We start from the raw sequence: 17630 nt of genomic DNA, 5'->3' as shown, positions 1-17630 counted from the left end.
TCATCATTAATTTCTTTCTCTTTGGAACATCTATTGATATTCCTCTTCTTTTTTTCTTTTATATAGAATAATCATAATAATCAGGAGTGCACCACTCATCATAAATAAATTTCCTGTCATCTCATGACTCATATCTCCCGTTTTTGGTATACTTCCAGTTTCTACTGGATTTGTAATCACAGTGTTTGATGCTGTATAGCTGACTTCTGTCGCTCCTCCTGAACCGACTGTTCCTGAAGCATATGCATAAGTTGTATGTGGCATCAATGTCAATCCACAAACCATTAATGCTATCAACAATTTTCTCATGGAGTTGCACCTCCTGAAGAAATCTCTTTTCTTATAAACTTGAATGATGTATATCCAATAAATTGTGTCTTACTTGTCAGATTTTCAGGTCTCTGTGCCTTCATTCCAAACCTTATTGATGCTGGTATGATTTCATCGTTTATAGATACTTGATTATAGCTGATACTTCCAAGAACCTTATCTGCAGTAGTTATATCAGTATATCCTAATGTTGAATCATATTTCATATAAGTCGCATTGATTGTTTTGCTTGTACCAGCTTGAGTTAATACTGAATATGGATGATCTGTTGCATCTATATTTGTAGCTGCAACCTCTACTGTATAATAGTAGTCATGCTGTGCATTATTATCTGCACCAGCGATTCGAGTGACTGAAATCTTTGTATCAGGATCTTTATTGACCAACTGTCCATCATTGCTTGCATCATCTACCAATTTAACATCTGAGATTGTGAACATAGATTCAGGGAGAGAACCATCTACGTCCTTCTGAATCAGACGAATTGTTGTTGTGACTGATGGGACATTTTGATTAGTATCATTTAGACTAATAGTATCAGTTCCTGCATCATTTATATCTGCATAATTCTTTGATGATTGATTAGAGTCTGTCCAAGCCATAATCTTCCATTGAGCTCCATCTTCCCATGTTTTCTGAATCCAGTTAGTGGATGTACTACTTCCATCATTGTTTAGTAATTTATATGTAACTGTAAATGTACCATCAAAGTTTCCATTAGAATCTATATTTTCTTTTAATTCAACTGGAAGAGTCAATTTCGGCTTGTTTGTACTATTTTCCAACGCTTCGCTATCAGGAGTTGTTCTATTTGCCCAACGATAGAATTGATTTTTACTTCCTGTTGCACCAGATCCATTCTTCTTATAAAGAGCGACCTTGATTTTTGGTTCTATTTCATCCCATAACATTTTTGAATAATCAACTGTATTACCATCATTATCTACAAGCTTGAATGTTGCACTAATTGTATAGTTTTCTTTATCAAAGATAATTTTAGTAGCTGTTTCATTAGTAATAGAATTATCGTCAACATTAGATACAACTTTAGGTAGCTCTGACAAAAATGTGACTTTTACAGTCTTATCAATAGTCATTCCATTGTTTTGAAAGCGGATAGTTATATTATCAGTAGTTCCTGGCTTATTCATTAAGTTTATAATCTTTTGATGATCATTTCCATCTCCACTGATAGTTGTTGCTACTGCCGTTCCTGTTCTTGCTAGATTTGTCCAATTAGCGTCTGCTGTTTTAAAAACCGAAACATTAGCCGCATCTGCAATTTTTCGGTAGAATTCAGCTTTATTATTACTATTTGAAAATCCTTCAAAATCTTCAAGACTTAACTCAACCTTAGGCTCTAGATAGAATTCATACCCACTTTGAACTAAAACATTATCGCTTTTCCAAATAACACGCTTTGTTGATGCTTTTGATCTATCTTGATTTCCCGTATATGTCGTAAGCTTTGATTCATCATTAAACGCGGAATCATATAAAGAATATGTTACGATATAACGAGCTTTATTTTGAAGCGTAATACTTGAATTGTTAACATTCCCACCAGATGTTGCGTTACCATTATTACTTAAAATTTGATCAAAAGTTTTGTATTCATAACTCTGTGTTTGTTGATCACTAGGGATGTAATTTACTTCCGCCTGTTCAGAGCTATACCATACTTTCAATCCATAGGATACTGCGTCTATATTGTCACTTGTTTTGTTTCCATACAAAACGTTTGTACCATTAGAACTAATAACTCTAGCAGTGTTTGTATCTATATTGTTTGCCCTAACATCTTTTGGATCAGAGAAGAAAGTAACTCTATTACTGTTTTCTTTGACCCATGGAAGATTAAATGATGCTGTTGAACCACCACGACTAACTGATATAACTGTTTCACCTTTAAACCAGAATTGCTTATTTGTATAATCAGTTACATCCAACGTATTAGGAAGTTGAATAACTATTCTCCATCTTAATGGTTCATTTCCATTAGAAATTATTCTATTTGGACTATTACTCTTACTGCATGGTATCCAGTCCGCTCCACCATTAACCGAATAGTAATAACTTATATTTATTGCTCCAATAGAGGAAACATCCAACGCTGAGGGTACATCAATCGAGGTGCCATTTGAATCCACAAACTGTAGATCTCTAAAGGACAAGTTGGTCAATGTAATATCTCCATTAGTCATTGCCGTCTCATTAAACAGAGCACTGATATCCGCCTGATTCTGAATAATGATTTTATCCCCTTCTAATGGAAAGTATTTACGTTTGTTTTTCTTATTAATTTCTGAATCACTTCCATCAACATAACCATTTTTATATGCCTTAATTGACGTAATCCCCTCATTCAATGAACCTTGATTATCGCTCATAAAAACAACCTGATTAGTAAGATTATCCAAATTTGGTTGTGAATAAACACCTTGAATTGTCAGTTCCATTTGTCCACGACCTATGTCACTTGTATTGGCGTCAGTAGCTCCATTAAAAAAGCCACTAGTCCCTGCAGCTGAAAATCTTGTATGATGCTGATATATTGCACTAAAGGAAGTTGCAACCAAATAATCCTTATTTCGATATGATTCAGGAAGTGTATATCTTACAGTATAATCCCATGTTCCTGTATTTGCTCTTCGTAAACCAAAAAACATTTCTCCTGTAGCTACCTTATATTCAATCTTATAATTATAAAAATTATAATTATTATTATCAAGATTTCCTCTTCCAAAAATAAATCGTCGCGTACTCGAATTACTTGAGCTATTTACATAGCCATCTGAACCAGTAACAGAAATTCCAATATGTGGATTGCTTGCTACATTTGGCGAGTAATACTTTTCATAAAAATTCGTATTTGTTCCTGATCCAAATCCTAATCCTTGCAGATCACTAATATCCATTTTATAATCTCCTACTCTCTGAAGCTCATTATTTGGATTCAAAACAGAAAAACTTGAACCATTATTACCAGTAATAGATGAATAACCATTCTGATGACCAACATCATATTCCATAACTATTGCATTTCGAAACGCTCCATAGGCTCCTAAACGTTGTACGGCGCTTAAACCATTTCCTGAATTTTTGATAATAATATCACGTTGATTTGCTGGCAATAAAGAAATTGTCAATCCTCCATCAGCTCGTAAACCATTATTTGCACCAATTCCAGCATAGCCATCTACTGCTCCTTCAGAAGATGAATCTAAATATCCAAAATCATTACCTATCTTCATTGTTCCTCCCAAAGCAAAATCTTTTCTAAGATTAACAGTAATGTCCGAAAATCCTTGAGAGTATTGAATCCAATTATAAGTACTATAATGAAGATTATAATATCCCCAACGGAACGTAGGTGTTGATGAATTCGTTGCTAAAGCATAACCATTACTAGTAGTTCGATAATTAGTAGTGTAACCATTTGTATTTAAAGATTGATTATTTCCACTATAATTCATACCAGCTGTTGATCCCCAATATGTTGTATAAGTATTAAATCTTTCTCGTGTCCAATTAAGTCTTGATCCGTAAAAATCATACTCAGTATCCCATCCGGCCCCATCCATAGCATATGTACTAATATCAGAATGTGTTTCTATAGATTCTGAACCTGCTGTAATGCTATTAATTGCACTTTGTGTTTCTTCAGGTACATCTTGACCGACCTCTTCACTATGTGATTTTTTTTGTTCTACAGTTGATTGCACCTTTTCTTCTGCTACAGGTAGTGTAACTGTCAATGTCAACTTTTCGCTCTTTTTCACTTCTTGTACTTCCTTGGCTACTTCGTCTATTGACTTTGCTTCTGTCTGTGTTTCACTCGTGTTTTCAACATCGACATTTTCTTCTATTTTAGTTACCGTCGTTATACTTTCTTTTTCTGTACTCTGCTGTGTTGGTAATGTTGGGAGATTCAGATTAACCTTTGCCTGTTTATCTTCCGGTATTATCTCATAGATAACTTCAAAACTGTAGTCTCCACTTCCTGTGATGGAATAGCTGACTTCATCAGCTGAAGCGGTGCTCCCATCCGGCAGTATGACACTGCTAATTTCGTAGTCAGGAAGAAGTTCTGTCACATCTCCTTTGATAATGCCTGATGTTGATGTCAGACTATCTGCATATAATCGATATCCACTCTCTGCCGTAATGCTCTGGTTAGTCATAGCATATGCCTGTATTCCTTCACTAGATATTCCTAACATCAATGCTGTCAACAATCCTAATGACATAAATCTTTTTCTCTTTTTCAAACTTTAGCCTCCTTTCTTTATTTTTATTTTAAACAAATTGATCAAGTGTGATTGACTGCAATCTTGCTTCTACTAGATCCTGCAATTCACAAAAGCACTTCCTTACCTTGCATACCTCTGTATGATTTCTTGAACATTCTCTAACATCCTTCAAACATGCGTTAATATGCATTTCCTTTGTAGTCCACGAAATGACATCATACATAGTGATATGCTCTAGGCTTTTCGCTAACATATAGCCTCCAAATTTCCCTCTTGTACTTTTTAGAATTTGATTTCCTGTTAGTTCTTTCAACAAGTAGGAAGTTTCTCTTTCTGGTATCTTTATTGCTTTACTTATTTCTCCTGTACTACGTGCCTTTTCCTGCATAGCCAGATGCAATAGAATACGGATTGCATAGTCAGTCGATTTATTGAGCTGTATAATCTCCCTCCTCTCTAAAGAGCAGTATGACTGTGCTAATATATCGAAATTTTTTACAACATAATATAAATTATGTTGTATATAAAAACACGATTACTCTTCATTTTTTAAAAAATGAAATAATCGTGTTGCTTTTTTGTACACTTTTTTAACTTTTTTGACATTTTCAACAAAAAAATTCTTTTTTTGTTGACAAAAATTGGAAAAATAATGTATAAAGAAAGTGTAAAGAAATTAAAAAAGAGATTTTATGACTGCATTTTTACAACATAATTTATATTATGTTGTTTTTTTATATGATGAGATTCATATCTTCAATGTCTCTGTAATGTTTTTTACTATCCTCCATGATGTAAATACGTGTTGTTTCAATACTTGTATGTCCTAATAAGTCTGCTAGCTTTGATAAATCTTTTTTTAAACTATAATAAGATCTAGCAAATAAACGTCTTAAATTATGTGGAAACACCTTACTAGACTGAACTTGAGCTTTTTGACATAATTGTTTCATACATCTCCAAATACTAATTCTATCCATTGGCTTTCCAGTCTTTGTCACAAATATTTTACCTTTTTTAATCTTTTTTTGTTGGATATATATTTTCATTTTTTGAATTAATTTCTTAGAAAGAAATATTGTACGTTCTTTCCCTTTATTAAATACTTCAATTTCTCCACTCTTGTAATTTTCAACAGTAATATATTGAAGTTCACTTACACGCATACCAGTAGAACAAAGTGTTTCCATAATAAGCTGCAATCTTACATCATCATGAGCTGCATGAAGAAGTCGTTTATATTCATTCTTTGTAAGATTTTTATTTTCATTAATAAAAATTTTCTTTTGAATACGTAATACTTTTACTTTTAAATCTCTTCGCTCTATATAATCAAAAAATGAATTTAATGCTGTTAGCATAGAATTAACTGATCTAGGTGCATATTTTTTCATTAGAAAATTTTTGTATTCTCTTACAATTTTTTTCTCTAAAGATCTCTCATTCAAAAATTCCAAAAAAACATATAAATCTCTTTGATATTTAATAATCGTATTTTGACATTTTTCATTTTCACATAAATAATCTATAAAATTTTCAATCATTTCTTTATTCATATATTCATCTCTCCAATCTTTTTCAATTTTATAATATTAATATGTTTTTTTAATGAATAATTATTTATAGTGTATCCAATTCACTAAATACACATACAAAAAAAGGACAGTTTGAATGAGTAAACATTCAAGACAGTCCTTTATTCATAATCACATGTATAACCGCGCATATCTAATTCTAATTTTTCTACCTGCCAATCTTTCAACAAATCACCAAGCTCTTCTTTCATTCTTACAACACCTTTTTTATCACTTTCTCTAATCAAGGCCATAATCGTTGGACCAGCCCCTGATAAATAGCATCCCAGTACATATTCATCCTGTTCTAAAACAGACATAATTTCATCATATCCCTGAATCAAAGTTCCACGATAAGGTTGATGCAGGCGATCCTTAAAACCAAGTTTAAGTCCATCATCATATCCATTGATTAAAGAGGCAACCATTAATGCTAAATGAGAAACATTCGCAATAGCATCCTGACGAGGCAACTGTTGTGGTAAAACAGCACGAGATTTTTCTGTTGATAAAGTAAATGGAGGTATGAAAGCAACAAAACGATAATCATGTTTGACAGGAATATTCAACGTTGTGACATGTTCTTCATTCATGACTGATACTGTCAATCCACCAAAAATGGCTGGTGCTACGTTATCTGGATGGCCTTCTATTTGCGTTGCCAGTTCTAATATTTCCTGTCGATCTTCACTACGATCCATGAACGCATATGCACCGACAATACCTGCAACAATACATGTTGAAGAACTTCCTAAACCTCTTGTATAAGGGACATCTCCACTACATTCAATACGTAATCCTTGAAACTGCAATCCACAAGCTTTTGCACCTTCAACAAATGCCCGATAAGTTAAATTGTCCTGATTACAGAATTGTTGCGGACAGCCCGTAATTTCTAAGCCCTGATCCAGCAATTCAAAAACAAATGTATTGTATAATGTCACAGCAAGACCTGCAACATCAAATCCCGGTCCTAAGTTAGCACTTGTCGCCGGAACTCTCACTTTGACTTTCATAATGACATCTCCTTTATTTTTTGAGAAATCTCATGAATTATATCATCTTTATCAATAACTTTTTGATGTAAAATTTCTTTTTGATCAAGTTGAACTAATGGCTTTGGAATATCAACACCTGTTTTTTCATAAACAGCTTCAATCGCTTGATATTCAGATAAGCTTTGATCTGTTAAAGCTTTATAAACAGAATCAGCAAATTTATATGGTGAAGCTGTCGCTAAAATAATTGTCTTTGTTTCATCTCCCGAAGTCTTTTGATATTCTTTATAAACGCCATAACCAATAGCAGTATGTGTATCTAAAAGATAACCTGTCTGTTCAAAACATGTTTTGATTGTATCTAGTACTTCATCTTCATTAAGCCATCCTGCCTTAAATACATCCTGTATCTTTTCTAGTAAATCAGATGAAATTTCATAAACACCATTTTGATTCAAATCATCCATATATGATTTTACCTTTTGACTATCCTGTGCCATCATATACACAAGTCTTTCTAAATTACTTGAAACAAGGATATCCATGGCAGGTGCATTTGTTTTATAAAATTCACGACGTGCATCATATTTCCCAGTACGGAAAAAATCAGTCAAAATATTATTTTTATTAGACGCTACAATAAATTTTTGGATTGGTAAACCCATCTTTTTGGCTAGAACTCCAGCCAAACAATTGCCAAAGTTTCCACTTGGAATAGTGAAGTTAACACTCTCACCTAAACGAATCTCATTTTTATTAACAAGTGTCATATATGAATAAAAATAATACACAATCTGTGGAATCAAACGCCCTATATTAATAGAGTTAGCTGAAGAAAGGAAAACATGATGTTCATCACATAAATCTTTTAATGCTGATGATTGAAAAGCCTGTTTCACTGCTCTTTGAGCATCATCAAAATTTCCCTGAATTCCAACCACATCAACATTGTTTCCTGTCTGTGTTACCATTTGTTGTTTTTGAATAGGTGAAACCCCATCAACAGGATAGAAAACCTGAATATATGTTCCATCTACATCTTTAAATCCTTCTAAAGCAGCTTTTCCAGTATCTCCAGATGTTGCAGCTAAAATCATAACTTTTCTTTGTTCACCTTTTTTCTTAAGTGAATATGTCATAAAATGTGGCAATAATGATAATGCCATATCTTTAAAAGCGGCTGTTGGTCCCTGGAATAATTCAGCGATAAAAACATCTCCTGCCTGTTTAACAGGAACAACTTCCTGAGGAAATAAATTTTGTCCATAAGCTTTTTGACATAACGCTCTCATTTCTTCTTTTTCCTGTTCTCCCACAAAAGAAGTCATAATTTCAGTTGCCATGTCTACATAAGATAAATGTTGTAATGCTTTTAAATCTTTCTGATCCAATTCAAAATCAGGAACAAGCAATCCTCCATCACTACCAATTCCCTGTAAAATAGCATCACAAAAATCCAATGGTCTTTGTTGACCTCTTGTACTCACATATTTCTTTTCATTCATGATATACACCTGCTTTCCATATTTGTTACATTGTATACAATTTTAAAATACAAGTCAATATTATTAGCATATTTAAGTATAGTTCCTATTTATTTTATAAAATATCTAAAAATAACAAATATTTTATGATATTTTTAAAATATCATTTTGACTAATATTCTACAATATAATATAATAGCAATAATTATATAAAGGGGGAATCAAAAATGAGTCAAATCATTATACCAAAAGATTATCAACCACATCTTAATTTAATTGAAACTGAAGTTGCTATTAAGATGATTAAAGATACATTTGAAAGAAGATTAGCTGAACAGCTTCGTTTAACACGTGTCTCTGCGCCTTTATTTCTATTAAAAAATACTGGGCTTAATGATGATTTAAACGGAATTGAAAAACCTGTTTCATTTACTTCATTTGAATTGAATCATAATGATGAAATCGAAATCATTCATTCTTTAGCTAAATGGAAAAGAGATGCTCTTTATCGCTATGGTTTTGAACAACATACAGGTTTATATACAGATATGAATGCAATTAGAAAAGATGAAGAATTAGATAATATTCATTCTATGTATGTGGACCAATGGGATTGGGAAATGGTGATTTCCAAGGAAGATCGTACTTTAGATTATTTTAAAGCAATTGTTTCAAAAATATATAATGCTTTATTAGATGTTGAATTTCTCATGATCAGACACTATCCACAACTCGGTGAATCTATTTTGCCTGATGAAATCTATTTTATCACTTCTCAAGAGTTAGAAGATTTATATCCAGATCTTTCACCTAAAGAAAGAGAAAAAGCTATCACAAAAGATAAAAAAGCTGTCTGCATCTTACAAATTGGGGATATTTTAAAATCAGGTCAAAAACACGATGGACGTGCACCTGATTATGATGACTGGAAATTAAATGGGGATATCCTTGTTTATAACACGCAATTAGATGATGCATTAGAAATTTCAAGTATGGGTATTCGTGTAGATGAACACGCATTAAAAGAGCAATTAGAAAAAGCCAATGCAATGGAACGTTTATCTTTACCTTTCCATCAAAATGTAATCAATCATGTTCTTCCATTAAGTATTGGCGGTGGAATTGGTCAAAGCCGTTTATGTATGTTCTTTTTAAGAAAAGCTCATATTGGAGAAGTACAAGCTTCTTTATGGGATGATGAAACTATGAAATTATGTAAAGAAAATCACATTCATTTATTATAAAAAAATAAACTATAATCAATCAGATCCGGTTGATTATAGTTTTTTATGTCATCACATATTTTCTAAGATTGTTATAACATCCAATAATGATGTCAAAACACCTTGTGTCTTTTGTACATAGTCTTCACCTGGTTGCTTTCAATCTGGAATACAGTAAACAGGAATATGAGCATCATAAGCTGCCTGTATATCTGCTTCACTATCTTCTAAAACAATAGCTTTTGATGGCAAAACATTTAATCTTTCACAGGCTTTTAAGAAAATATCTGGAAATGGTTTTCCTCTTGAAACATCACTGCCACAAATCATTTCATCAAAATAATGTAAAACATCATGCTCATCTAAAATGCTATGAGCTCTTGATGACAGACTTGATGTTGCCAGCGCAATAGAATATCCATGTTCCTGTCAATACTTTAATAATTCTTGAGTTCCTTTTTTCAATTGGACACCATCTTCTTTCATATATTTCTGCTCTAAATGATGAAACAATTGGAATTTCTCCTCAATATCATAATCCAAATGATAATGTTCTTTAATAAACTGCAAAGATACATTTAACTGCTTTCCTGGATAATCCTGAATATAATCTTCCATCATAAATGAATATCCATAACTTTCAATCAGTTCCTTATAACAGCGATAAGAAATCACTTCACTATCAATCAATAATCCATCCATATCAAAAATAACTACTTTTATCATAATGATCCTAAATTTAAAAAGCGACTGAAAGTTGATTATCAGTCGCATAGTTGTTTTATGATTCAATTTTTATTTCATGTTGGACTTCGTATCCTATACATTTTGACCACTCCTTTCTGTGCGTGAAAAAAAAAGGTAGTTTTCATATTCGATTACTACCCTTAAAACTACATTTATCATATTGTTGATATCATTATTGATGTTATCAATATGATAAGCTATTTACTTGTTTTATCTTTTAAAGACTTGTAAACTGAATTACTTTTACCAAAAACATATTCACAAAACTCAAAAACTTGTTCTTCTGAATATTGATCTAACGATAAATTCAAGTAATTCTTTTTCTACTTTGTCTTTTGAAGATGATAAATCCGAAATATACATACAACCAACTTTAGCTCTCATATCTTCGAAAATATCTCGTTACATAAATCATTCCTCCTAGCTTCGAGAAATTTATTGATTCGTTTTTCTTTTTTTACGATATATACCAACTAAACCAACACTAGAAGTGATAAATAGTAATGCCCAAAGCGTCATATTCGTGCTATCTCCTGTTTGCGGATTTTTATCATTTACTGATGTATCCGGTATAAGCGGATTTTTATCATTTACTGATGTATCTGGTATAAGCGGATTTTTATCATTTACTGATGTATCCGGTATAATTGGCTTATTTGAATCATTTGGTTTATTTGGATTATCTGGTTCATTTGGAACTATTGGAGCATCTTTTGCTATTACTGTAACTTTGATTGTTTTAATTGTAGAAGCTCCTTGGCTATCTGTTACTTTATATGTAACTTCATAAACACCAACTTTCGTATTGTCCACTTCATTTTTGATGACATTTTCGATTGTCAATGTAATATTTCCATCTTCTTTATCTGTTGCAGTAACATCCTTTAATGGATCAAATTCATCTCCAACATATATGGTTTTATCTTCTGCATTGATGACTGGAATTTGATTGAGAATACTAGCATTTTTCTTAAATTCCCATGTCCCTGTAAACTGGATATATCCATCTTCGTTTAGATTGTCTGCACTTGATAATTTACTATTAGCATCATATCCCTTAAATACCCAAATACCATCTGAAACAGTAACTTCTGTTTTATTTGGCTCGCTTGCATTGATTGTTGCACCTTCTATGTATTTATTATCATCTACAGGCAGTAAATCCATTACTTCTTTTGGAAGCTTTTGTTCATCTGTTCCATTTACAAATTCATAAGTAACAGGATATTTTTCCTTTTGTACATAAGTCATATAATTCAATTGATCTTCTGCTTGACTCTTACCAATAACCAATCCTTCTTGCATATAACTACTTGGAATATATAATTGTTGATATTCAGCATTTTCTGCTGCTTTTATTCCACCTGCTTCATCATGATAGTTGACTAAACGAGTTCCTTTATTTTGTTCATCTTCTACAACACAATCTTTACTTGTAATAGAAACGCTATTTTCTTGCGTGATATTTTCTAACGGTTTTATGACATCAATTACACGACCGCTTGGAAGATAGACATCATTGTCTTTGTTAATTGATGCTTTTTCACCGATATTTAACTTACTGTTTTGGTAAATACCATCACTACCTCTACCTGAGTTAGCTTTATTTCCACTAATTGTTCCACCAAGTATCGTACATTTTGCTGTTTTATTATTCCAAGAACCATTATCAATATAGATACCACCACCAGCTGAAGTTGCTGTATTTACTTTTAAATCTCCGGAATTCATCTGCATTTCTGAAGAATGTAAATATACTCCTGCACCGATTGAAGCCTTGTTTTGTGAAATAACAGTATTTTCTAGATTTATTTTTGAATTAAATACTCCATAAATAGCTCCGCCTTGAGATTTCGCTTCGTTATTAGAAATGTTCGCATTTGAAACTGTTACATTTACAGCATCAAAGTATGCAGAAATCGCCCCTCCATTCATAGCTGTATTTCCAATGATGTCTCCTCCGGTGATATTTATTGTGATCTTAAGATCGTGTTCATGTCCATGTGCGAAGTCTGGTAAAGTTGCTATTGCTCCTCCTAGTCCATTATCACCATTAGAACTACTATAAGTTGCTTCATTTCCTGAAATTGTACCATCTGTCATTGTGAAACTTGCTTCACCTTCAATATTATATGAAGGCGCTCCTGAAATGCCAGCATAATTACGCAAGCAAATAGCTCCTCCGTAATGACCTGCAAATGAATCTTTGTTATTAGCAGAATTATTTGTAATTGAACCGCCATTCATAATCATCGAAGATGCGATTATTGAAACTGCACCACCAGTAACGGCATGATTATTGTGGATTGTTCCACCATTCATAATCAATTCAGAATTATTTTCTAAGTTGATTGCACCACCATAAATTGGTGCTTTACCACTTTCTAATGTTCCGTTATTTTGAATGATTGCACCATTATTTATAGTTATTTTATTATAACTATTCGCATTAATAGCACCACCATATCCTCTAGTGTTAATATTGTTTTCAAGAATTGTTCCTAAATTCAATGTTAGATTACTAGAATTGTTTTCATTACCTTCTTGTTTTCCCATACGAATGATTGACTCAAAGCCTTTTTCCACTATTCCATCATGATGACTACCATCAATTCTAATATTACTTAAAACCAGTGAAGCCTTATCCCCAATCACTATCATGTTTGCGGAACAATTACGCTGTACCTTTGAATTTGGGAACTCTTTTAGATCCCATGTTTCATCTTGTGTGATTGCCACATAGCTATCTATTAAAATAATATCTCCATCTTGTAGCAATGATTTTGCTTTTGCAAATGTCTTAACGCTTAATGCTTCTGTAAGTCCATTATTTTGGTCATCTCCGTCACGACTATTTAAATGAATATACTTTATACTTTTAGGATTTACTTCTTTAGAACTTGTGCTATCCACTTTTTGCTTTGCAACTTCATTGTTTTCATCAATTGAGACTTCTTTTGCTTTCTTTTCCTCTAATCCTGATACCTCAACAGGAATTGTTTCTTCCTGTGGTGTATCATCCTTTACATAATTCACTTTAAAATCATACTTTCCATTTTCAGATACAGTATAAGTAACCTCTGATAAGTCTTCTACTTTCTCTGTACCATCTGGTAATGTTACTTTTTCTAACTGAATCGTTTCTGTTTCTGTAAATTTTATGGAAATCGTTGCTTCTGTTTTATCTTCATTCATTTCTTGTGTAACTTCATATTGAAGTAAAGAAGCAGCGGTTTCTTGGGCAAATACAGTTTGAGGTATCAAACCTACTACCATAACTAATGTAAGAAACCATGCAGTTAATTTTTTAGTTAGATTCACTATAATTCACTCCTATCTCTTGATTAGTTTTATTGATTCACTTTTCTTTTTTTACGATATACACTAACTAAACCAACACTAGAAGCGATAAATAGTAATGCCCAAAGTGTCATGTTTGTACTATCTCCTGTTTGTGGATTTTTATCATTTACTGATGTGTCTGGTACAATAACTGGCTTATTTGTATCATCTGGTTTATTTGGTTTATCTGGTTCACCTGGAACTACTGGTGTATCTTTATCTTTTACAGTAACTTTGATTGTTTTAACTGCAGAAGCACCTTGGCTATCTGTTACTTTATATGTAACTTCATATACTCCAGCTTTGTTAGTATCTACTTCATTATTTAAGATTTCGATTTCTTTTGTAATATCTCCATCCTCTTTATCTGTCGCAGTGACATCTTTTAATGGATCAAATTTATCTCCTACATTTATAGTTTTATCTTCTGCGTTGATAACTGGGATTTGATTCAATCCTTCCATTTTTGGATTTACTGTTACATAGATTTTTTTAATTGTTGAAGCTCCTTGGCTATCTGTCACTTTGTATGTAACTTCATAGATTCCAGATTTTGTAGTATCTACATCATTTTTAATGATATTATCATTTGTTAATGTGATATCGCCATCTTCTTTATCCATTGCAGTTACATCTTTTAATGGGTCAAATTTATCTCCAACTGTTAATGTTTTATCACTAGCACTAATTGTTGGAACTAGGTTTATGATACTAGCATTTTTCTTAAATACCCATGTTCCTGTAAATTGAATATAACCATCTTCATTTACATTATCAGTATTTGCAATCTTACTATCAGCATCATACCCTTCAAATGTCCATACTCCATCAGTTACTTCAAACTCTAGTTGAGATGGATCTTCTGCTGTAATCGTATTTCCTTCATAATATTTTTTAGAATCTGTAGGTAATAAATCAATTATTTCATCTGGAAGACTTTTTTCAGATGTTCCACTTTCAAAAGAATAAAGAACTCTGTATGCATCTTTTTTAGCTACTTGCCACATATCATAATCTACTTTATCTTTTGTATCAGCATCTGCAAGTTTCTTAAAGTACAGACCTTCTGATTTTGCATTTTCATTTGCTAATTCAAAAGTTTTTTCACTTGTTTTTAATGCATTGATATAGTTTTGCCCAACAATAGGTTTTCCTTCTTTTGAAGTATCATTTTTATCAACAAGCGTCACTGCTGTACTTCCTGTTGCTATACCCAAAATTTCTAAAGGAATCTTTTCATCAGGATAGTTTTCATCACCTGTGAAGGCTAATAAATTCAATTTACTTGTAGTCGCATTATAATTTCCACCAATAATCGTTGGTACAAATACACTCCATGTACTGCCTGTAATTTCAGCATTTCCATAAATATTATCTGTATAGTCATTTTTATTAAATGTATATGTGTCATTATTACTTGTTACAACTGTATTACTATATGCAGCGTCATCTTTATGACCATATCCAAATGCTGCGTAATCATTCATTACAATGTTAGAGTCATTTGTATTTGTTGTATTCGTAACATAAAGACGGCCATTTGCAACCCAAGTACCATGATCCATTGTCACGGCACCTTTCGAATAAGCTTGGTTATTGGTTGTCAAACTCGAATCAGTAATATTAATATCGTAAATTCCAGGTCGAAATGCATGTTTTTCTGTATTTCCTAAAGTGACATCTGACTGATTGGTAATGTTTACATCATTGAAATACCAAATCCCTTGAGGAATAGTTAATGTTCCTTGGTTGATATTTAAAATAGATTCATCACTAGGTGAAGAATTATCAATATGTTTTCCAATCACATCATTTGTGATTGTTGGTCTTCCGGTTAAATTGATTGCTACCTTTCCATCAATAGTTCCCTGATAGGTACTAATTTGATTCGTTCTTCCACCGTTCATCGTGATATCGACATTCCCATGGATAAAAGTTTCATCTGTAGTTGAATAAATAAAACATTCTGTATAAGGACTTTCTAAATGTGCATCATTTGCTTCAATTTTAAGATTTCCTTGGATCGTTGGATTGTTGTAATACATTCCTGTGTTGACACCAATAATATCTTTCAAATGAGATCCATTTACTTGAATATTTACGTTACCTTGAACTTGTGCGGATTCAACACCTGTAAGACCACCAATCTGATCTACTGGTTTTTGTCCAGGTTTCCAACACCAGACATTTTCATAAGTAGTAATATTTACATCTTTACCCACTTTATAAAGATCTTGTGAATTTGCAATCTTTTCACCAGCACCAACAATTCCCCAGTTCCATGTTACATATACTGGTAATTCTTCATTTGGATCACCCACTACCATATTGATGTTTCCATCGACTATAGCTTTTTTAGGATTCTCACGTTGACCATCAATTCCGGTAAATGTCCCATGTTTGACAATAAGATTCAAATTTCCATAAACATGAGTGTTGTGAGTTCCAGACAAATTGTGTGTGGATGAAATGTTATTCAATCCGATAATGAAAGTAAGGTCTCCTTTTACATATAGTGGATCGCCCGTATAAGTATCACCACCGTAGCGAGTTTCCTTGCTTCCACCGGAGATGTAATGTCCACCGGCAGATGCTTTAATATCAATATTTCCGTCAATTTCCATATATAGATCACCATCAACTGAACCCTTGTAGCAACCGCCAGTGATCACTAATTCTGAACTACCAGAGTTAATAACGCCTTTTCCATTAATTTTCACGTAAACACTGTCTACATTCTGTTCATTCGCTCCACCAAACAATGAACCAATTGAAAAGTCACAGTTTTCGGTGAAAATCGTTCTATGTCCATTACAATAAAGTGTTCCAGAAGATACCTTAACATTATCTATTGTGATATCTCCCTCTAAGTAATTTCCAAGAGTAAGTGCATATTTTTGACCTTCTGTACTTTTTACAGTAATGGATTTATTCGCAACCCCAACAAATTTAGTTTGGTCACCAATATCAGCAGTAAGCACAATTGTTGCTTCTGCATCTTGGTTTTCTTCAATTTGCTTTAATACACTCTTTAATTGATCATCCGTAGAAACTTCGTAAGTATTTCCACTAGCCTTTGAGAGATTAGAATCATTTTCAGCATGAGTTAAATTTTCTTCTATTGAGACTTCTTTTGCTTTCTTTTCCTCTAATCCTGATACCTCAACAGGAATTGTTTCTTCCTGTGGTGTATCATCCTTTACATAATTCACTTTAAAATCATACTTTCCATTTTCAGATACAGTATAAGTAACCTCTGATAAGTCTTCTACTTTCTCTGTACCATCTGGTAATGTTACTTTTTCTAACTGAATCGTTTCTGTTTCTGTAAATTTTATGGAAATCGTTGCTTCTGTTTTATCTTCATTCACCTCTTGTGTAACTTCATATTGAAGTAAAGAAGCAGCGGTTACTTGGGCAAATACAGTTTGAGGTATCAAACCTACTACCATAACTAATGTAAGAAACCATGCAGTTAGCCTCTTAGTTAGGTTCATTCTCATTCCCTCCTTATCTATATTCTTGAACCAAAATGTTTCTTGCAAGATAAGTGAAATGGTAAGAAAAGCAGACATTTTATCCCATTAGATAAAAAGACTTATTTCTAAGAAAAAACACAAAAATATCTGTTTTTCTCTTTATTTACATATACAAAAGCGTAAATACATTTCATATTATC

The 17630-nt window shown here is 32.5% G+C and carries 9 protein-coding genes and 1 pseudogene; 1 reads left to right on the top strand and 9 read right to left on the bottom strand.

The genetic code is table 11. From position 1 onward, the window contains the following. Nucleotides 1–30 precede the first annotated feature (30 nt). From ACESR5_RS02470 to thrC, 6 genes are all read right to left on the bottom strand, one after another. On the bottom strand, nt 31–309 hold the full coding sequence (locus ACESR5_RS02470) for an LPXTG cell wall anchor domain-containing protein (protein WP_373154070.1): 279 nt from the start codon (nt 307–309) through the stop codon (nt 31–33). Further along, nucleotides 306–4601 (bottom strand): hypothetical protein, encoded by a 4296-nt coding sequence (locus ACESR5_RS02465; RefSeq protein WP_373154068.1) that lies wholly within the window; start codon nt 4599–4601, stop codon nt 306–308. Before ACESR5_RS02465 ends, ACESR5_RS02470 begins: the two co-directional genes overlap by 4 nt. 28 nt (nt 4602–4629) lie before the next feature. Then, nucleotides 4630–5025, bottom strand: a complete 396-nt coding sequence (locus ACESR5_RS02460; RefSeq protein ID WP_373154123.1) for an Rrf2 family transcriptional regulator — start codon at nt 5023–5025, stop codon at nt 4630–4632. A gap of 292 nt (nt 5026–5317) precedes the next feature. Next, nucleotides 5318–6139: a tyrosine-type recombinase/integrase gene (locus tag ACESR5_RS02455; RefSeq protein ID WP_373154067.1), complete on the bottom strand. Its 822-nt coding sequence runs from the start codon at nt 6137–6139 to the stop codon at nt 5318–5320. A gap of 140 nt (nt 6140–6279) precedes the next feature. After that, complete coding sequence (gene thrB / locus ACESR5_RS02450) at nt 6280–7173, bottom strand: homoserine kinase (protein ID WP_087296921.1); 894 nt, start codon at nt 7171–7173, stop codon at nt 6280–6282. Then, nucleotides 7170–8660, bottom strand: coding sequence for a threonine synthase (gene thrC / locus ACESR5_RS02445; RefSeq protein WP_373154065.1), 1491 nt, complete (start codon nt 8658–8660; stop codon nt 7170–7172). The genes thrB and thrC overlap by 4 nt, the downstream gene beginning before the upstream one ends. Nucleotides 8661–8866: 206 nt before the next feature. On the opposite strand from thrC, the gene asnA reads away from it, so the two are divergent. Then, nucleotides 8867–9883, top strand: a complete 1017-nt coding sequence (gene asnA / locus ACESR5_RS02440) for an aspartate--ammonia ligase (RefSeq protein WP_373154063.1) — start codon at nt 8867–8869, stop codon at nt 9881–9883. Between the two features lie 138 nt (nt 9884–10021). On the opposite strand, the pseudogene ACESR5_RS02435 reads toward asnA, so the two are convergent. From ACESR5_RS02435 to ACESR5_RS02425, 3 genes and pseudogenes are all read right to left on the bottom strand, one after another. After that, nucleotides 10022–10588, bottom strand: a pseudogene (locus ACESR5_RS02435) (HAD family hydrolase). A 456-nt stretch (nt 10589–11044) separates the two neighbouring features. Next, entirely contained in the window at nt 11045–13930 is a 2886-nt protein-coding gene (locus tag ACESR5_RS02430; protein ID WP_373154062.1) for an SHIRT domain-containing protein, read from the bottom strand. 29 nt (nt 13931–13959) lie between these two features. Next, a complete protein-coding gene (locus ACESR5_RS02425; RefSeq protein WP_373154060.1) occupies nt 13960–17448 on the bottom strand; it encodes an immunoglobulin-like domain-containing protein in 3489 nt (1162 codons plus the stop codon). Nucleotides 17449–17630 lie beyond the last annotated feature (182 nt).

The sequence above is a fragment of the Clostridium sp. AUH-JLR23 genome (assembly GCF_964238065.1).
GTDB classification, from domain to species: Bacteria; Bacillota_I; Bacilli_A; order Erysipelotrichales; family Coprobacillaceae; genus Allocoprobacillus; species Allocoprobacillus merdigallinarum.
The sequence above is the reverse complement of the archived record's forward strand: the minus strand, read 5'-3'. Positions and strand labels throughout refer to the sequence as shown.